Here is a 17,610-nt window from a genome sequence, read left to right as displayed (position 1 = left end):
ACTGTCGTCATTTGCCATGGAGGGCCTCCTTCGTCCCCCTACTGGCAAATAAGCGTTATTTTCCAATAACGTTCCTATGCGGGCATCGAAGAGACTGACGACAATGCTCATTAGTCTCGCACGAAGGTCTCGCATTTCATGTCTACTACAAATCGGCGGGCCAATGATAAGAGGCTGATCGAGGAGTTTGACAAGCAAAACCCGTATCGCCCTTGTTGCATTGTCCGCCAAGGCTGCTGGTAGATTTGAGAAGAGCTCCTGAACGGAGTGTGGAGCGACGTTACTCCCCAAAGCGCTGGCGACCAGCATTTCTCGCATGTCCTCGGCGCACTTTATGTCCTCTGGTGCACACCCGTTGGGTTGCAGAGCGTCATGCAATATTCTCACAATCAATCTCGACAGCAGGGGCGAGGTAAATGGGTGATCACGTGGACCCTGACAGATCACTGGTCTTCTCCGATAACGCATAATTATATGCTGGGAGCACTATCGACCGGCGCAAGGGGACTTTTCAAAATGCCCCCGCCCGCGCCGTTCAGATGAATTGGCGGTCGCAGTCGCGGCCAAGTTCCCAGGCTTGGCGAAGTTTCTTAGAACGGCGTGAATGCACCCCCATTCGCAAACGATGAAGCTTAATGGAGAGCCGACCCGGTGGGCGCACGGTTAAGGTCAGGGAAAGGCCCAATTACATGGGCGATCGAGAACAATATTCGAGCTAGCATGGCATACTTAGGCGCTGATGCCGTGAGGGCAGGATCGCCCTGGAAATCAACAAATTCTTCGGTTTCGCGGTTCAGGTGGGCGACAATGATTTCGGATTGCGCAGTAAGAGCGTTGCCAACGGTTCCGCTTCGGGAAACCTCGTTGCATACAAAGCGAACCACGACCGCGCTAAAATCCGAACCAGTTTCAAGATATGCGCCTTCGATTACGCGGTTGTTCTCGGAAAGGGCGAGGGCGGCTTCGGAACCGAAATGTACGTACAGGGGGCTCAGAGCGGCCAAGGGTGAAATCCTGGGCAACTCGATCACCTTGGAAATCGCAGGGCAAAGTCACTATAGCGCGGCGATCAGGATGAGGTGCGCCAGGACAAGCTGGCGCGTTCCAGCCGGTGAAAGTCCGGCTCGGGTAAGGGGTAGCTCCCGCCCGATAGTGAGTGTTGCGGCGTGGGCGGTGACGACCACGGCGAAGCGTACACAGCAATCATGTGGGGCATGGGAGTGAGCCACGATAATGATCAGATCGCAGGGGCCGAGACTTTCTCATCCGTCGAAGGCAACATGTGCGGAGCCGATATGCGAGGCGCCGTCGCCCTGCCGGGGTCTAGGGCCATGTCACGCATGAAAGGAACGCGTCGGAACCTGGGAGATCTCCTGTCTGGCCGGGTAGCGTCAGCCACGCCGGTCCGCATCGGAAAGGCGAGGAGCCGTAGCCGATGATGGACGGACAGGAGAAGTCAGACTCCGGCATAGTAGCTGCGAAGCCAACGAACAAAGCCGGACAACCGGCGGCGGAGCTGGTGGAGCCAAGGCCGGAGACCAAGGGGAGCGCGGAACAGCAACGCATGCACCGGACACAGAGCCGGGATCGCATGTTCCAGTCGCTGGACCGCGTACGGAAGGCTGCAAGGCTAAGGAAAAAGGATCAGTTCACCGCGCTCTTCCACCATATCAACGTCGATACACTTCGGACGGCTTTCTACGCGCTGAAGCGCAAGGCCGCTCCCGGGGTGGATGGCATGACGTGGCGGGACTACGAGGCAGACCTCGAGCCCCGGCTTGAGGATCTGCACAGACGGGTCCAACGGGGAGCGTATCGCCCGCAACCGTCACGCCGAACGTATATACCGAAGGCGGATGGGAAGCAGCGGCCGCTGGCGATTGCAGCTCTGGAAGACAAGATCGTCCAAGGAGTGTCGATACCGGATGAATACTCCTCAGAAGTGCCGTTTGAATTTTCCCCAGTTTAGCGACGCCGCCGGTCTTCCGGGGCGCGCCCCGGAAGACCGGCGGCACGCGTTCACCGATACTACTCTCGATGGTCGAGAGGGGACTGGCGGTGATCAAACTCGGGGAGATAGTCATGATCTTAGATTTGCATCGACAAGGCTTGTCGGTGTCTGCGATCGCCAGGCAGACCGGCGTCGATCGAAAGACAATCCGCAAATATATCGAACGGGGCCTTGAGGCACCGGCCTATGGACCAAGGAAGCCTCGGGCGACGGTCATTGACCCGTTCACGGCGTATTTGCGTGAACGAGTGGCGGCCTATCCCGGTCTTAGCGGACGACGGCTCCTGCGAGAGCTCAAGGAACGCGGATATTCCGGTGGCTACACTGCAGTCACGGACTTTCTCAGAGACGTCCGCCCGTCCTCCGAACACGGGTTTGAAGTTCGGTTCGAAACGGCTCCCGGCGAACAAGCTCAGGTGGATTTCGCCCAATTCCATGTTGTCTTCACCGATGAGCCGGCTACCCCCAGGATTGTCTGGCTGTTTTCCATGGTGCTGGGCCATAGCCGTCTCATCTGGGCGCGTTTTGTTATGCATCAGGATCTGCCAACGGTGCTGCGATGCCACGTGGCGGCGTTCGATGCGATCGGTGGCGTCCCGCGCGAGATCCTTTACGACCGAATGAAGACTGCGGTCATCGGCGAAGGCGAAACGGGTGGCATTGTTTATAATCGCGCTCTGCTCGATCTCGCCCGCCATTACGGCTTTCACCCAAAGGCCTGCAAAGCATATCGCGCCAAAACGAAGGGAAAGGTCGAGCGGCCATTCCGCTATATTCGCGAAGACTTCTTCCTGGCGCGGTCGTTTCGCAACCTGGATGATCTCAACGCCCAACTCCGGTATTGGCTTGATACGGTTGCCAATCCGCGTGTGCACGCCACAACGCAGCGGGTCGTCATGGAAGCCTTCGTTGACGAGCGCTTTCATCTGCGTCCATTGCCTCTGGCTCCGTTCCGGTCGGTTTTGCGGCTTGAGCGCAGGATATCCCGAGAGGGCATGGTGAGCGTCGGTGGAAACGCCTACAGCGTGCCCGACGCCACCAGACGGCGGCTCGTCGAAGTTCACACCTTGGCAAATGAGGTTCGAATCTTCGAAGACGGTGCGTTGATCGCTGTCCATCCGGTGTTGGAAGGACGCCACCAGCGCTGTGTCGAACCAGGGCACAGAACCCTTCGCTCCGCGCCGCGATCGCGACCACACGTCAACAACGACGAGATCATTCTTCATGGATCCGGAGACAGGGTCACACAGCGGCCGCTGGCCTTCTACGACGCCGTCGCCAGAGCTATGGCACAGGAGAATCGCCCATGAGCGCCGCTCTCGATGCTGTGCCGTCGATGATCGACCGCATTCGTCATGACCTTGTTGGCTTGAAGATGCCACGTGCTCTTGAGGCACTCGATCATATTGTCCGCCGCCTGGAGCAGGGCGAGCTCTCGGCACTGGAAGCAATTGATATCCTGCTTTCCGAAGAGCTGACCCTGCGCGAGAACAGCCGCATAAAAACGGCACTGCGAATGGGCCGCCTGGCAACCATCAAAACGCTCGCCGGCTTTGATTTCTCCTTCCAGCCCTCCCTCGATCGAGATCGGATCTTCACGCTTGCGCAACTGGGGTTCATCGACCGGCATGAAGCCGTGCATTTCCTCGGGCCACCGGGAACCGGCAAAAGCCATCTCGCCGTGGCGCTCGGCGTCGAAGCCGTAAAAGCTGGCAAGAGCGTCTACTTCTGCACGCTGGCCGATCTCATTGCAGCGCTGTCCAGGGCCGAGCGCGAGGGACGGCTGCAAGAACGCATCCGCTTCTTCTGCAGGCCAAGTCTGCTGATCGTCGATGAGATCGGGTATCTCCCGGTCATCGCCGGTGGCGGCAATTTGTTCTTCCAGCTCGTCAACGCCCGCTACGAGAGAGGTGCAATGATCCTGACGTCCAATCGCGGCTTTGCAGAATGGGGCGATGTCTTTGGAGACGCGGTCGTCGCTACCGCGCTGCTCGACAGGCTTCTGCATCACGCCGTAGTCGTTCAGATCGAAGGATCAAGTTACAGGTTGCGCCAACATGCCGAACTGATGCCTGAACACGTCCGTTCGAAAGCTTTGATTACGCCACCCTCCTTCGCGCCGCCGCCACGTCCACGCGGTCGGCCGCCGAAAAATACCCAATTCTCCATGCCGTCGACGTCGGCATAATTGGGGAATTTTACTTCGGCACTTTTGGGGAGATTTCAGTCGGCATTGACAAGGAGCAACGGTCATGGTGCTCAATGCCATCTACGAAGGCGACTTCTGTGGTTTCTCCTACGGGTTTCGGCCCGGTCGAGGACCGCATGATGCATTGGATGCACTATGCGTGGCGATCGACCAGCGGAGGATGAGCTGGATAATTGACGCTGACATCCAGAACTTCTTTGGGGCGGTCAGCCAGGAATGGCTGGTTCGCTTCTTGGAGCACAGGATCGGCGACAAGCGCATCATCCGCCTGATCCGCAAATGGCTAAAGGCGGGCATCCTCGAAGACGGGATCGTGACCGTAGACGACAAGGGAACGGGACAGGGCTCGGTGATCTCACCGCTGCTCGGGAACATCTACCTGCACTACGTGCTCGACCTGTGGGCCAAGCGCTGGCGACAGCGCGAAGCCACCGGCGACATGATCATCGTGCGTTATGCCGATGACCTGATCGTCGGTTTCGAGCGCGAGGGCGACGCTCGTCGCTTCCTCGCTGCGATGCGCGCGAGGCTTGAGGGGTTCATGCTGTCGCTCCATCCGGACAAGACCCGCCTGATTGAGTTTGGCCGCTTCGCTGCAGTCAACCGCAAGCAACGCGGGCTCGGCAAACCGGAGACCTTCGCCTTCCTGGGGTTCACGTTCATCTGCGGGAAAACACGCAAAGGGCACTTCCAGCTTTTGCGGAAGACCCGAGGCGACCGCATGCGGGCGAAGCTCAAGGACATCAAGGCGGACCTGCGACGGCGGATGCACTGGCCGATCTCCCACCAGGGAAAATGGCTGAGGCAGATCGTCGGCGGGCATTTTGCCTACTTCGCGGTTCCAACGAACATCCGGGCGCTCACCGCGCTCCGGTATCGGGTGATTGGTCTCTGGCGGCGATGCCTACAGCGGCGCAGTCAGAGGGCCGACGTCACGTGGGAACGGATCGTGCAGTTAGCCAACGACTACCTACCCAAGCCTTCCATCCTTCATCCATGGCCGAATGTACGCTTCGCCGTCAAACACCCGAGGTAAGAGCCACGTGCGGGAAACCCGCCCGCGTGGATCTGTGCGGGGGGCGCTCAGTAATGGGCGTCCCTACCGCAATACGCGCTCACCGTGATTGCCGCCGCGCAAAAGTCACGCTCAACCTCGTCCAGGTCGTCGAACTGAAGAGTGAAAGAGGATGCAAGGATAGTCGCTAGAGCAGCTCCGCGTATATACGGTCCTGAAGCCAACGTGGAAGTGCGGCTCGTCGACGCTTCGCGATCGACCAAGGGTGACGCGCACCTCAATGTGACAATGGCTAACCAGGAAGAGATCTTTCCTTCTTGGCGAGGATTGGGGCTCGGTGACTGATCGAGAGAAGGTTGCAGCCAGGAGGTCCGCCAAAGCCTCCTGGAGTCGGTCTGCGGGATGGCCAACATCGATTTCCTTCCTATATGAAACCAACCAATGCGAGGGGACGTTTGGTGGGCAGCCCCGCGCACACTGGCCTTCAAGGCTGAATTTGGTGGTTGTCATGGAAGCTCTGGCAAGGCTCGACCAAGCACTCATCGACGCCGCGGAGAAGGCCCTCTTCGCAGGCAGGACCAAGCTTGGTTTATCCTTCCCGCGGGCGGTCAGCCTATGTGCTTCGATGACGGTCGTGATGTTGGCATTTTCAACCTTCCTTTCGTCCGGCGATTTTCTCACAGTGAAAATTCCGCTTTTGGCACAGTACGCGGTTCTCGCGCTCGCCATGGGGAAGACGCTCTTTCGACAACTCGCATATTTCGACGCGAACTGGACCTCCGAGATCGAAAGAGGCTTCGCGAAGAGCGCCATGGAAAACAGAGTGAAGCTCCGACCCGTGCGCACCGTATTAGCTAGGAGTTCTTGCCTTGATGTCGGTCCTTTTCTCGTTGACCTTCTCGCTGAGGCTTCTTGAAGTGGGTGCGATTTCCACGATGCCGGTCGCGACGTTCTTAGTAGTCTTCTCGGGATGCCGGTTCTTCTGACCTATCAGTACATAATGTGCGCCCGACCTTCCGGCAGGGTCACGTTTTAGACCCGGGTTTCCGGATGCGGCATGAATTATCGATGTCAGCGTGCGAATCACCAATGAGACACGCGTCCGCGAGCCAACAGAGAAATATTGCCCCAGTATAAGCCTATCAGTCGCTGCCGAGCCCGCGGCAGATGGCTTGATCTCGGTGTCAGTAGACGAACGCTCAGAAGGCCAGACGTGATCTGCTGAAGTTCGGGCACACTGAACTCCGGCGGCCATGGACGAAGGGTTCGCCTCAAAAGCATGGGGCCGCCGCCGGACGCCAGTTGATTGGTTTTTCGCCAATACGTTCTTCGAGGAGTGCTGCTTCGAGTTCCTCCTCCACACGCTTGTCTCCAACATCGGGATTTCGGTCGACGAAGCGATCGTGCGATATGACCTCCACCTGCTCGCCGTGATGCGCCAGTGCCTGCGCCACATGTAACCGCGCACGTCGGCGAACCGTCATGATGGATGAAAGCAGTCATAGCGGTCAGATCCGCCGTTGATGGATCTACCGCGCTTCTCGCAGCCAGGCTTCAAGTCGTTTTCCGATTCTTTTGCGAAGATCGTCTTTCAACGCATCGTTTCGCTCACTTTGAGGAACATTGGCAGGAAAATGAAAATCATGCTCGACATGGCCAATCCCACCAAGTGCCGCTCTCATTTTCGGAATTATCGTCGCTTTTTCGGTCCGATAGGTCCGCCAAGAGAAACCCATGGTTTCCACGATAATATCGGCGCGCCACCTCACCGGCAGGTCAGGGAAACGAACGATGAAGTCAGGGATAAGCACCGGGTGAGAGCCATTCTGCTCGACATGCCGACGGTCCTGCTCAAGCGTGGAATGATCGCTGTGCGGGGTCAGGCTCATGTCGAAAAGAGGCTTCTCGATATCAATCCGAATTCGATCTCGAAACTCCAGTTGAAGAATACGCAGCTCTCTGAAAGTCTCGCGCTCATAGTTGCTGTCCACCAGCATGAGGTCAGCCGTGGAACGGCAAGGATGGAGATAGGTTTCAAGTATCGTGGGCTTATCTCCAGGATGGGGTTTGCCGATAATCGCTATCGCTAAGTACGTACTGGATCGAGTGACGGGAGCGTTGGATCGACCAAAAATTGATATGCTTCCCGATAATTCAATGGGGTCACCTTTCCGCAAGATGAGTTTATTATCGTCAATGCCGGCCGCCACCGCTAGAGCGATGGCATGTGGGCGGGTTCCATTAGGCCAAGCAAACCCGGCCGCCTTGTTGTCGAACTCAGTGATGAATTGCTTATAGTCAGCCGCGTATCGACACAACATCGATGATACGGGAACATTTTTCACTAAGAAGAAGTCCTCGGCCTGTTTTGCAATGGAGCGAAACTGGTCGCTTACATTGAAATCGCCGGAGGCACGTTTTTGGACCCCAGATTTTTCCAAGAGAGACATCAGCAGTTTCGCGAGCCTTGGCCGTCGTGTGTTAGGTGTAACGCTGCTGTAGTTACGATCACCGGTCGTTGCCCTCGGGGCGTCACGGTCTTCAGCGAACGCCCGCAAAAGGTTGAATGGCTGATTCCTCGGCTGCGGCTGCATGCTTCGTGATATGGCAAACTGTTCTACCGGCTCGACGGAAAACGGGCAATTATCATCGTGTGCCGGTGATTTGTGATGCCTCCGATGCACGAATTCATGCTCGTATGGAATCAGAAGCGCACCTTTCCGACATGAGCAGAAAATCCATCTGCCGGAGTTTTGCGTCTCTCTTATGAACGGGACCGCTGCCTCCCTGCTGCTCTTCGCCCCGCCGAATCTTCCGAAAGCAGCGACCAGCGTCTTGGTTTGTGTTTCCGAAATCGGTGAGCGTTCAACACCGTTGTGTTGGGCTGTCCACAGATTTAGTTCGTTTGTCATATGCAGACCAAGAAGAGAGCCTCCTCGGCAGGGGAGAAAAATATGGACATCGTAGCCGCAAAACTACTGCTCGACTCGGTTGCGGAAGTTGAGAACGGAACTAGGCTTGAACTTCTAAGGAAACGTGAAGATTGCTCGGTAGTTCTCTTCATGGTGGTTTCTGATGAGTATGTGGCGTCGGGCGTTTGGCTAGACATTTCGTGGGAAGAGGAGGGGCGTAGGGAGGGGATTAGCCGCGGCGCCTATCCATCTCCATCAGCAGCTACCGACGATCTCCGAAAGATCGGGAGCGACCTTATGTTAGGCGACTTTACGCTTGTTCATCCGACCTTGCCCTTTTTGGAGCGCGCGTGGGACCAAGCGAATTCCCAAGCGTATTATGACGCATTCGACGTTTTGATGCGACACATCTCCAGCGAGCTAGAGGAGGAGGCGAATCAACGGCTAGCCTTAGCCTATATCCAATGAATGCATAGGTTTCGCGAAGTTGGCGCGGGCGGCGATTATAATCGACACTTTGTGGCTGCCGTGGAACAGGATTCGATGCCTCCGCGTGAACTGGTGGTTGAAGCCAGTTGTTGGCACAAGAGCCTGATCCGGCGTGATGTCTACCAACTACTGGGATCCGCACGTTGAGGGTAAACGAAAGTCACGCGTGGCAGCTCAGAGGGGGAACGCGCTTCCACGAAAATCCCGATGGGCGAGTGGGTGGCCCAGCCCACCCTGGCAAAGCCTCACGGTACCCGGCAGCTGGCCGGGAACGTCTCAGATCTTGATATCGATCGTGCTCACGCCTGGTCGAATTCGGAAGTGCTCCGTCCTCTTTGTAGCGCCTGGTGCGCTTTTAAAACCGGCCGATGAAAGCATCCCGTGTTCAATGACCTTCCTCCGGAAATTTTGGCCAATAGAGCAGCTGGAAGTCACCGCGGAATACACCCGGTTCAACTGCGAGATCGTAAATTCTTCATCTAAAAAGTGAGCTGGAATGATTGACCAAGCGCCCTTGCTGCGGAGGCGCGATACGGCGACCTCGATTATCCGGCTATGATCGAATGGCAGAACTGGAAGGTCATCCACGGGAACCGTTATCAGGCCATTTCCCGTTTGCTCAGCCCGGGCCAGTTTGGACGGGGGAGCCAGCGCCAGGTACGCTACGCTGATGGACAGGGAACGCGGTTCGCGCTTGTCGATATCGCGATGGGAAAATGTGAAAAGTTGCTCGAAGTACACGTCGCTGAGACCGGTGTAGTCAAACAGCGTGCGCTTGACGACAGTTTCTAGCTCGATGTCCCCTCCGCCGGTTAAAGGCCTCCCGAGCAGACACGGGGCGCCGGCTATTCCCTCTAACGGTGCCAGCGCGACGTGCAGCCGATCTTCCTTTAAAGTCAGGAGGACAGTGTCCACACTCACTTTGACTTCGTCGCGAGCCGTCATCAATTCACTTCCAGATAGGTGAGGGCGCAAAGCTGCCAGCCTGATTCCACCTCGGCCAATGCGTGCATGCAGGACGGGTGCGCGATGGGACTCCATTGTGCGAGATGATCGCCGGTCACGAGTGGAATTAGGTGTTAACTTCTAAGGAAGCGTGAATGCCACGGCAGACACGCGCCGCTGTGCCAAATGTCAGTAGCAAGCGGTGTTTGCGTTCACCCGCGGCGGCCGTAGATCGATCAAAACCCGGATCTGATGAGCCTAAATCCGGCCCACTACCCGCTTATTTTGATAGCGGCGCTGAGCCGCGCTAACCTGATGGAAATGGGCGTTTTTTCGCCCTGGGAAGAATGAGGCTTCTTTTTGAGGAAGCTTCAGCTTGCCGTGGGCAATAACAGCTTACTTTTAACAGCAACAGAGCCTTGTGGCCCAAGAGGCGATTTCGAATATTTCAGATTGTATATTGGATCCAATATTTCTATGAGTCTTTTCGTCGGGCTCAGCGCTGTCGCGTATCATCCCGGCAAAATGCGGGAGCACGGCCGATGCACAGGGTATCGGTCGCCCAGGTGGCGCCCGTCCACCGCTTGGAAGGAGAAGAGGCATGCGCAGCAACAAGGTCGTCCATATCGTATCCTGCCACGCGGAAGGGGAAGTCGGCGACGTCATCGTCGGCGGCGTCGCACCCCCGCCCGGAAATACGCTATGGGAACAGCGCCGCTTCATCGCCGAAGACCAGACACTGCGCAACTTCGTGCTCAACGAGCCACGCGGCGGCGTCTTCCGCCACATCAACCTGCTCGTGCCGCCGAAGGATCCGCGCGCGACGATGGGCTTCATCATCATGGAGCCCGAGGATACGCCGCCGATGTCCGGCTCCAACTCCATCTGCGTTTCCACCGTGCTGCTCGACAGCGGCATCGTGCCGATGCAGGAGCCGGAGACCCGCATGGTGCTGGAAGCGCCGGGCGGGCTGGTGAACGTCGTGGCCCAGTGCCGCAACGGCAAGGCCGAGCGCATCACCGTCACCAACGTTCCGTCCTTTGCCGACAAGCTCGATGCCAAGCTCGAGGTCGAGGGCCTGGGCACGCTGATGGTGGACACGGCCTATGGCGGCGACAGCTTCGTCATCACCGACGCCCGCGCGCTTGGCTTTTCCGTCACGCCGGACGAGGCGCGCGAGCTTGCCGAAACCGGCATCAAGATCACCCGCGCGGCCAATGAACAGCTCGGTTTCACCCATCCGGAGAACCCGGAATGGGCACACATCTCCTTCTGCCAGCTCACGCTGCCGGTCGAGGAAAAGGACGGTGTCCTGCACGGCCGAAACACTGTGGTGATCCAGCCGGCCAAGCTCGACCGTTCGCCGACCGGCACCGGTTGTTCGGCACGCATGGCGGTATTGCATGCCCGCGGCATAATGAAGGTCGGCCAGCGGTTCAGCGGCCATTCCATTATCGATTCGACGTTCGATTGCCGCATCGCCGGCGAAACCACGGTCGGAGGACGCCCGGCGATCGTGCCGGAAATCTCCGGCCGCGCCTGGATCACCGGCACGCACCAGGTGATGCTCGACCCGGCCGATCCGTGGCCGGCCGGCTATCGGCTTGCCGATACCTGGCCGCGCAAGCAGTAAGCGATATCGGAGCGGGCCGCGTTATGCGGCCCGCCTTTCGGTTTGGCGTTGCCGCCCTAGTCTTCCTTGATGATCCGCGTCGTGCCGACCCAAAGTTCGCGGGCCGGCCCTGCGCCTACATTGCGGGCGCGATGCGGCAGCGAGGCAGGGAAGTGCAGCGTGTCGCCGGCCTTCAACAGATATTCCTTGCCGTCGATCTCGTAGAGCATCTCGCCCTCGATCAGGTAGAGGAAGTCCTCGCCTTCGTGGCTCGTCAGTTCGGAGGCGTAGCCCTTGGGCATATGGGTGATGCAGCCATTGAGGGCGGCGCCCGGAAAGCCGCGCTCGATCAGTTCGTAGACGCGCTCCTTGGTTTCGACATTGTAGCCGGGCCGTTCGCCGGCATGCGACACCATGGAATGCCCGTGCTGCGGCGGCTGCGACAGGAAGGTGTCGACGCTGGTGCCAAGCGCATTGGCGACATTGTAGAGCGAGATCAGCGACGGGGTGGAGATGCCGCGCTCGATCTGGCTGATAAAGCCCTCCGTCAGACCGGCCTCGCGTGCCACGTCCTTCATGGTCTTGCCGATTTCCTTGCGGCGGGCGCGCAGCATCTGGCCGAGCGACGTGGGCGCCGAGGTTGCGGGGAGGGAGGCGCCACTGGCTGCTTCTGGCGCCTCTTCGATCTTCAGGGGCATGATTTTCTTTCCGCTTGACTCACGTCTATCGATGTACTTTAGTCCAGCTAAAGTTGGTTCGGCAAGCGATCAGATCGCATGCCGGCCTTCTTGAAAAGGGGAACTACAAGAACGTCTTCGCGGCAATCCGTCGAAGTCTAAAAACATTAAGAAAAATTGGATCCAATATCCAATTGAACGTGTTGAGGCGCGCGATCGATGCTGGCTGCGGTCAAAAGGAGGAGTGAGATGAAACGTATATTGCCAATCATGCTCGGTGCGACGCTTGGGCTGCTTTCGGCCACCTCGGTATTTGCAATCGAACGCGGCGGCGCGATGACATTCGCACGCTATGACGACTCGACCGTCATCGATCCTGTTTATGCGGACCGCAATCCGGATCTCTGGATGGTGAACGGTCTCTATGAGACGCTGCTGCGCAACGGGCCCGACGGCTCGATCGTGCCGGGGCTCGCCGAAACCCATGAGGTCTCCGCCGACGGCAAGACCATCACACTGACGCTCCGAAGTGGTCTCAAGTTCTCCGACGGTTCGGACCTGACCGGTGCCGACGTCGTCTTTTCGCTCGACAGGGCCCGCAATGCCGAACTCGGTCCATGGGCCGGACTGCTCGGTGCCGTCGACAAGGTCGCAGCCGACGGCAACAAGATCACCGTGTCGCTGAAAAATCCCGACCCGACGATCATTTCGATCCTCGCAACCTTCAACACCGGTATCATGCCGAAGGCGGCCTTCGAGAAGGCGGCTGGTGCAACGGACCAGGAAAAGGCACGCGCTTTCTTCGCAGCCGGACCGGTAACCTCGGGGCCTTTCGTCATGAAGAGCCACGTGCAGGGCTCAAGCATGAGCTTCGAGCGCAATCCGAACTACTGGCGCCAGGGAGAAGATGGCAAGCCGCTGCCCTATCTCGACCGGGTCGAATTCCTCGTCATTCCCGATGACGCCACCCGCATCCTCAAGCTTCAGGCCGGCGAAGTCGATGCGGCCGAGTTCATTCCCTTTGCCCGCGTCGGCGAGTTGGGCGCCGATCCGAACCTGAAGATGGAGCTCTTCCCGTCGACCCGTATCGTCTACGCGCCGATCAACACGCGCGAGGCGAAGACGGACGGCTCGAAGAACCCGCTTGCCGATATCAAGGTGCGTCAGGCGCTGAACTATGCGACCGACAAGAACGTGCTGATCAAGCTCGTCACCTTCGACACCGGCAAGCCGATGACCTCACTGATGTCGGCGGCAACCCAGCTTCACTATGGGCCCGAGCCGCTCTACCCCTACGATCCGGAAAAGGCCAAGCAGTTGCTGTCGGAAGCCGGCCTCAGTGGCGGCTTCGAGTTGAAATTCACCACGCTTGCCGGCAGCGCCGACGATGCGACGCTGTTTACCGCGCTTCAGCAGATGTGGGCGCCGCTCGGCGTCAACCTCAAAGTGGAGCAGGTCGACAACCCGACACGCGGCGAGAAGAACCGCTCCGGCGACTTCGACATCCACACCTATGGCTGGGCCAACGACGTCAACGACCCGGCGCAGGTGACCGGCTGGCTCGGCTACTACAAGCAGCGCCAGGCCGTCGGAACGGGCTGGAATAACCAGGAATTCAACACGTTGTTTGAAGCCTCCAACGTTGAGACCGACCCGGCCAAGCGCAAGGACGAATACAAGCGCATGCAGGAGATCTACGCCACCGAAGCGCCGCTGCTCTTCCTGTTCGAGACGCCGTTTGCCGTCGCCGTCTCGAAGTCGATCGAAGGCTACGTGCAGACGCCGCTCGGCGCCAACGACTTCTCCGAAGCCTGGCGCGCCGACTGATAGCGGAACGATCTGCGAAGGCCGGGTGGAAATCCGCCCGGTCTTCCGTTGAAGGTTGGAACCATGCCCTCACTTTCCTATCTCGTGGCGCGGCTGTTGCAGATCATCCCGACGTTTCTGTTGGTGATGATCTTCATTTTCTTGCTCGTGCGCCTCTTGCCGGGCGACCCGGCGATCGCCATGGCCGAAGCCAAGGCGACCGATGCCCAACTTGAGCAGATCCGGCACAATCTCGGTCTCGACCAGCCGCTGCCGGTGCAATTCCTCGTCTTCGTCAAGAACACGCTGACCGGCGATCTCGGCCGTTCGATCATGCTGAAGGCGCCGGTGATGGAGATCATTCTTAGTCGCCTGCCGACAACGATCTTCCTGGCGCTCTATTCGGTCGTGCTTGCCATCTTCCTCGCCGGTCCGCTCGCGTTTCTCGCGGCGGCGCGGGTCAACACCTCCGTCGATGTCGCCATCCGCAGCGTCTTTCAGGTCGGGCTTTCGATGCCCGTGTTCTACATCGGGCTTCTGCTTTTGACGGTGCTGGCCGCGCAATTGCGCTGGTTTCCGGTCGGCGGCTACGGCAAGACCTTCCTCGCCAATCTCTACCATCTGATCCTGCCGGCGCTGAGCGTCGCGCTCTACACATCGGCGATCATCCTGCGCAATCTGCGCGCCTCGCTGATCGAGGTGCTCGACGCCGATTACGTCCAGTTCGCTCGCGCCAAGGGCCTTTCGCCGCGCATCATCATGACCCGCCATGTGCTGCGCAACGCTCTGGTCTCCACCGTGACCCTGCTGGGCCTGTCGATCGGCAACCTGATGAGCGGCACGCTGGTGACCGAGACGGTCTTTGCCATTCCCGGCGTCGGCCGGCTGATGCTGGAGGCGATCTTTGCCCGCGATTATCCGCTGATCCAGGGCCTGACGCTGACCTTCGCCGTGCTCGTCTCCGTCGTCTTCCTTTTGACGGACGTCGTGCAATCCTGGCTCGATCCGAGGCTTCGCCAATCATGAGCGCTATCACGCATTCCCATTCGCGGACGCGGGGACGGCTCGCCGCCTTTCTGGCGCGCGCCTTCGCCCGCCCGTCCTTCGTGATCGGCATCGCCATCCTCGGTCTGTCACTTGCGCTTGCTCTGTTCCCTCAGATCTTTGCGCCCTACGATCCGCTCGCCTTCGACCTCCAGGCGATCCAGCAGCGGCCGAGCCTTGCGCATCCGTTCGGCACCGACAATTTCGGCCGCGACGTGCTTTCACGGGTCATCTGGGCCTATCGCGTCGATATGCAGATGGCTTTCTTTGCGACGATCTTCGCGCTTTTGATCGGCCTCACGGTCGGGGCATTCGTCGGCTACTACGGCGGCATCGCCGACGTGATCTTCGGTCGCTGCGTCGATGCGATCATCACCTTTCCCTTCCTGGTTTTGGTGATCGCGATCGTCGCTGTGCTCGGGCCCGGCCTCGTCAACATGTATGTGGCGATAACCGCGGTGAACTGGGTCTATTACGCCCGGCTGACCCGCGCCGAAATCATGGCGCAGAAGGCCAACGACTATGCCGCGGCCGGTCGGGTGCTCGGTTACTCCGACCGGCGCATCATCTTCCGGCATCTGTTGCCGAATGCGATTTCGCCGATCCTCGTCTACTGGATGACCGACATGGCGCTCGCGATCCTGCTCGGGTCGTCGCTCGGCTATCTCGGCCTCGGCGCGCAGCCGCCGTCTGCCGAATGGGGCGTATTGATCGCCGAGGGGCGCAACTTCCTGATGACGGCCTGGTGGATGAGCCTGATGCCGGGCATTGCCATCGTGTTGACCGGCCTCGGCTTCAGCCTCGTCGGCGACGCACTTGCCGATCTGCTCCGGCCGAAGGGACGCTGAGATGGGAACACAAGAAGGAACGGTGGTGCTCGGCGTCAAGCATCTGCGCACCGAGTTCGGCACGCATGAACGGCCGCTGGTCGCTGTCGATGACGTTTCGTTCCAGGTAGGGCAGGGTGAAATCCTCGGCCTCGTCGGCGAATCCGGCTCGGGCAAAAGCATCACGCTGCGTTCGATCCTCGGCATTGTCCGCCCACGCGGACGTGTCGCTGGCGAGATCCTGTGGAACGGTCAGGATCTGGTCGCGCTTGACGAGGCTCGGCTCCGGCGTATCCGCGGCCGCGAGATCGCAATGATCTTTCAGGAGCCGATGTCGTCACTCAACCCGCTGCTGACGGTCGGCCTGCAGATTTCGGAGAACCTCGTCGCCCATACGGACCTCGACGCCAGGCAGAGAAGAGCGCGGGCGATCGAACTCCTCGATCTCGTCGGCATCCCCGCGGCGCGCAATCGTCTCGATGATTTCCCGCACGAGTTCTCCGGCGGCATGCGCCAGCGTGTGATGATCGCCATCGCGCTTGCCTCCAACCCGAAACTGCTGCTGGCCGACGAGCCGACGACAGCGCTTGATGTCACGATCCAGGACCAGATCCTGAGGCTGATCCAGTCGCTCAGCCGCGACCTCGGCATGGCGGTGATCCTCGTCACCCATGACATGGGGGTCGTTGCGGAGACCTGTGACCGCGTCGCCGTGATGTATGGCGGCAGGCTTTGCGAGATCGGGTCGACGGCGGATGTCATCGGCGATGCGCGCCATCCCTATTCGCTGGGGCTGTTGCGCTCGATCCCGCGCGATGTCGCGCCGCGAACGCCGCTCTATTCCATCCCCGGCGCACCGCCGGCGCTGAACGCGCTTCCGCCCGGCTGCGCCTTCAGCGCCCGCTGTCCGGTCGCAGGACGCGAATGTCCGGACCTTCGACCCAAACTCGAAGCGATCGGCACGTCGCGGCTGGTCGCCTGCCATCATCTTGAGGATGCGCAAGCGCATTTCGGACCGCGGGAGGCGGCGCAATGACGACCATTCCGACTTCGGCAGGCACGACGCCCTTGCTTTCGCTTCGCGCGCTGTCGATCCAGTTCGAGAAGCGACGCTCGCTTTCCGACACGCTTGCCCGACGTCCGCAACAGGTCGTCTCGGCGGTCAATGGCATCGATCTCGACGTGATGCCGGGCGAGACGCTTGGAATTGTCGGCGAATCCGGCTGTGGCAAGTCGACGCTCGCGCGGTTGATCGCCGGGCTGCACCGGCCGACATCAGGCGACATAGTGTTTGAGGGCGAAAGCGTCGTCGGCCTCAAGGGCGCGCGGCGGCGGGCCTATAACAGGCGCGTCCAGATGATGTTTCAGGACCCCTACACCTCGCTCAATCCGCGCATGACCGTGCGTGATACACTGCGGGAAGCGATATCCGTGCATCGCATGCGTGAAGGGGCTGCGATCGACCAGCGCGTCGACGAGCTGCTGGACCTTGTCCGGCTGCCCGAAGGGGCCTCCGAAAAATATCCGCATGAATTCTCGGGCGGCCAGCGCCAGCGCATCGGAATCGCCCGCGCGCTCTCGCTGGAGCCTATCTGCCTTGTGGCCGACGAACTGGTTTCGGCGCTCGACGTTTCGGTGCAGGCGCAGGTGGTCAACCTGTTGATCGAGCTTCAGGACAAGCTGGGCCTGACGGTGCTGTTCGTGGCGCATGATCTCCGGCTCGTGCGCCACGTCTCGCACCGCGTCGCCGTCATCTATCTTGGCGCGATCGTGGAGATCGGCCCGTCGGAGGCGCTGTTTTCGAGGCCGATGCATCCCTATTCCAAGGGGTTGCTTGCTGCCGCGCCTTCGCTCGATCCCGACGCAAGACGTCGCGCCCCCGCGCTATCAGGCGAGTTGCCGAGCCCGCTTGCCATCCCGCCGGGCTGCCCGTTCCACGTGCGCTGCCCGCACGCGACCGAGCTCTGCCGTCGCGAAAAGCCGGCGCTGCGTCCGGTCGGTGCCGGCATGACCGCCTGCCATTTCGCCGAGACGATCGGCGACGCCTGAAACTCAATTCGATA

17 protein-coding genes are annotated in these 17,610 nt (G+C 59.7%); 13 read left to right on the top strand and 4 right to left on the bottom strand.

Annotation, left to right across the window (positions count from 1 at the left end):
* Nucleotides 1–632: 632 nt before the first annotated feature.
* A complete protein-coding gene (locus tag IB265_RS14120) occupies nucleotides 633–1,004 on the bottom strand; it encodes a hypothetical protein (RefSeq protein ID WP_192371285.1) in 372 nt (123 codons plus the stop codon).
* Between the two features lie 431 nt (nucleotides 1,005–1,435).
* Here IB265_RS14120 and IB265_RS14115 point away from each other — a divergent pair, with 431 nt between their 5' ends.
* The 6 genes from IB265_RS14115 to IB265_RS14090 all read left to right on the top strand — a co-directional run bounded on the left by IB265_RS14115 (nucleotide 1,436) and on the right by IB265_RS14090 (nucleotide 6,695).
* A complete protein-coding gene (locus IB265_RS14115; protein ID WP_375293064.1) occupies nucleotides 1,436–1,969 on the top strand; it encodes a maturase in 534 nt (177 codons plus the stop codon).
* 89 nt (nucleotides 1,970–2,058) lie between these two features.
* A complete protein-coding gene (gene istA / locus IB265_RS14110; RefSeq protein ID WP_192494845.1) occupies nucleotides 2,059–3,321 on the top strand; it encodes an IS21 family transposase in 1,263 nt (420 codons plus the stop codon).
* Complete coding sequence (gene istB, locus IB265_RS14105) at nucleotides 3,318–4,199, top strand: IS21-like element helper ATPase IstB (RefSeq protein ID WP_112995001.1); 882 nt, start codon at nucleotides 3,318–3,320, stop codon at nucleotides 4,197–4,199. The genes istA and istB overlap by 4 nt, the downstream gene beginning before the upstream one ends.
* Before the next feature lie 64 nt (nucleotides 4,200–4,263).
* Nucleotides 4,264–5,256: a reverse transcriptase domain-containing protein gene (locus tag IB265_RS14100; protein WP_246805934.1), complete on the top strand. Its 993-nt coding sequence runs from the start codon at nucleotides 4,264–4,266 to the stop codon at nucleotides 5,254–5,256.
* 487 nt (nucleotides 5,257–5,743) lie between these two features.
* A complete protein-coding gene (locus IB265_RS14095; protein ID WP_192372770.1) occupies nucleotides 5,744–6,151 on the top strand; it encodes a hypothetical protein in 408 nt (135 codons plus the stop codon).
* A gap of 337 nt (nucleotides 6,152–6,488) precedes the next feature.
* Nucleotides 6,489–6,695 carry a hypothetical protein gene (locus tag IB265_RS14090; RefSeq protein WP_192372772.1) on the top strand — a complete coding sequence of 69 codons (207 nt, stop codon included), beginning with the start codon at nucleotides 6,489–6,491 and terminating at the stop codon, nucleotides 6,693–6,695.
* 69 nt (nucleotides 6,696–6,764) lie between these two features.
* On the opposite strand, the gene IB265_RS14085 is transcribed toward IB265_RS14090, so the two are convergent.
* Complete coding sequence (locus IB265_RS14085) at nucleotides 6,765–7,685, bottom strand: hypothetical protein (protein ID WP_192494844.1); 921 nt, start codon at nucleotides 7,683–7,685, stop codon at nucleotides 6,765–6,767.
* A gap of 504 nt (nucleotides 7,686–8,189) precedes the next feature.
* On the opposite strand from IB265_RS14085, the gene IB265_RS14080 reads away from it, so the two are divergent.
* Nucleotides 8,190–8,615, top strand: coding sequence for a hypothetical protein (locus tag IB265_RS14080; RefSeq protein WP_192372776.1), 426 nt, complete (start codon nucleotides 8,190–8,192; stop codon nucleotides 8,613–8,615).
* Nucleotides 8,616–8,912: 297 nt separating this feature from the next.
* On the opposite strand, the gene IB265_RS14075 is transcribed toward IB265_RS14080, so the two are convergent.
* Complete coding sequence (locus tag IB265_RS14075; RefSeq protein WP_192372778.1) at nucleotides 8,913–9,581, bottom strand: NUDIX hydrolase; 669 nt, start codon at nucleotides 9,579–9,581, stop codon at nucleotides 8,913–8,915.
* Between the two features lie 601 nt (nucleotides 9,582–10,182).
* Here IB265_RS14075 and IB265_RS14070 point away from each other — a divergent pair.
* Complete coding sequence (locus tag IB265_RS14070) at nucleotides 10,183–11,214, top strand: proline racemase family protein (protein ID WP_192494843.1); 1,032 nt, start codon at nucleotides 10,183–10,185, stop codon at nucleotides 11,212–11,214.
* Nucleotides 11,215–11,270: 56 nt separating this feature from the next.
* On the opposite strand, the gene IB265_RS14065 is transcribed toward IB265_RS14070, so the two are convergent.
* A complete protein-coding gene (locus IB265_RS14065) occupies nucleotides 11,271–11,891 on the bottom strand; it encodes a helix-turn-helix domain-containing protein (RefSeq protein WP_192494842.1) in 621 nt (206 codons plus the stop codon).
* A gap of 228 nt (nucleotides 11,892–12,119) precedes the next feature.
* Between IB265_RS14065 and IB265_RS14060 the strand changes: the two genes are divergently transcribed.
* The 5 genes from IB265_RS14060 (at nucleotide 12,120) to IB265_RS14040 (ending at nucleotide 17,596) form a co-directional block, all read left to right on the top strand.
* Nucleotides 12,120–13,697 carry an ABC transporter substrate-binding protein gene (locus IB265_RS14060; protein ID WP_192494841.1) on the top strand — a complete coding sequence of 526 codons (1,578 nt, stop codon included), beginning with the start codon at nucleotides 12,120–12,122 and terminating at the stop codon, nucleotides 13,695–13,697.
* A 63-nt stretch (nucleotides 13,698–13,760) separates the two neighbouring features.
* Nucleotides 13,761–14,702 carry an ABC transporter permease gene (locus IB265_RS14055; protein ID WP_192494840.1) on the top strand — a complete coding sequence of 314 codons (942 nt, stop codon included), beginning with the start codon at nucleotides 13,761–13,763 and terminating at the stop codon, nucleotides 14,700–14,702.
* Entirely contained in the window at nucleotides 14,699–15,568 is an 870-nt protein-coding gene (locus IB265_RS14050; RefSeq protein WP_192494839.1) for an ABC transporter permease, read from the top strand. The genes IB265_RS14055 and IB265_RS14050 overlap by 4 nt, the downstream gene beginning before the upstream one ends.
* Nucleotide 15,569: 1 nt before the next feature.
* Nucleotides 15,570–16,583, top strand: coding sequence for an ABC transporter ATP-binding protein (locus IB265_RS14045; protein ID WP_192494838.1), 1,014 nt, complete (start codon nucleotides 15,570–15,572; stop codon nucleotides 16,581–16,583).
* A complete protein-coding gene (locus IB265_RS14040; RefSeq protein ID WP_192494837.1) occupies nucleotides 16,580–17,596 on the top strand; it encodes an ABC transporter ATP-binding protein in 1,017 nt (338 codons plus the stop codon). The genes IB265_RS14045 and IB265_RS14040 overlap by 4 nt, the downstream gene beginning before the upstream one ends.
* Nucleotides 17,597–17,610: the final 14 nt, after the last annotated feature.

It is taken from the genome of Ensifer sp. ENS10, assembly GCF_014852025.1.
In the GTDB taxonomy this organism is placed as follows: domain Bacteria; phylum Pseudomonadota; class Alphaproteobacteria; order Rhizobiales; family Rhizobiaceae; genus Ensifer.
This window is presented reverse-complemented; position numbering and strand designations above follow the sequence as displayed.

What these genes read in the sequence shown, in the direction of transcription:
- IB265_RS14040 (WP_192494837.1), top strand. Translation starts at nt 16,580, where the DNA reads ATGACGACCATTCCGACTTCGGCAGGCACGACGCCCTTGCTTTCGCTT.
- IB265_RS14090 (WP_192372772.1), top strand. Translation starts at nt 6,489, where the DNA reads ATGGACGAAGGGTTCGCCTCAAAAGCATGGGGCCGCCGCCGGACGCCA.
- IB265_RS14085 (WP_192494844.1), bottom strand. Translation starts at nt 7,685, where the DNA reads ATGTCTCTCTTGGAAAAATCTGGGGTCCAAAAACGTGCCTCCGGCGAT.
- IB265_RS14045 (WP_192494838.1), top strand. Translation starts at nt 15,570, where the DNA reads ATGGGAACACAAGAAGGAACGGTGGTGCTCGGCGTCAAGCATCTGCGC.
- IB265_RS14055 (WP_192494840.1), top strand. Translation starts at nt 13,761, where the DNA reads ATGCCCTCACTTTCCTATCTCGTGGCGCGGCTGTTGCAGATCATCCCG.
- IB265_RS14100 (WP_246805934.1), top strand. Translation starts at nt 4,264, where the DNA reads ATGGTGCTCAATGCCATCTACGAAGGCGACTTCTGTGGTTTCTCCTAC.
- IB265_RS14070 (WP_192494843.1), top strand. Translation starts at nt 10,183, where the DNA reads ATGCGCAGCAACAAGGTCGTCCATATCGTATCCTGCCACGCGGAAGGG.
- IB265_RS14050 (WP_192494839.1), top strand. Translation starts at nt 14,699, where the DNA reads ATGAGCGCTATCACGCATTCCCATTCGCGGACGCGGGGACGGCTCGCC.
- IB265_RS14065 (WP_192494842.1), bottom strand. Translation starts at nt 11,891, where the DNA reads ATGCCCCTGAAGATCGAAGAGGCGCCAGAAGCAGCCAGTGGCGCCTCC.
- istB (WP_112995001.1), top strand. Translation starts at nt 3,318, where the DNA reads ATGAGCGCCGCTCTCGATGCTGTGCCGTCGATGATCGACCGCATTCGT.
- IB265_RS14060 (WP_192494841.1), top strand. Translation starts at nt 12,120, where the DNA reads ATGAAACGTATATTGCCAATCATGCTCGGTGCGACGCTTGGGCTGCTT.
- IB265_RS14080 (WP_192372776.1), top strand. Translation starts at nt 8,190, where the DNA reads ATGGACATCGTAGCCGCAAAACTACTGCTCGACTCGGTTGCGGAAGTT.
- IB265_RS14115 (WP_375293064.1), top strand. Translation starts at nt 1,436, where the DNA reads ATGATGGACGGACAGGAGAAGTCAGACTCCGGCATAGTAGCTGCGAAG.
- IB265_RS14075 (WP_192372778.1), bottom strand. Translation starts at nt 9,581, where the DNA reads ATGACGGCTCGCGACGAAGTCAAAGTGAGTGTGGACACTGTCCTCCTG.
- IB265_RS14095 (WP_192372770.1), top strand. Translation starts at nt 5,744, where the DNA reads ATGGAAGCTCTGGCAAGGCTCGACCAAGCACTCATCGACGCCGCGGAG.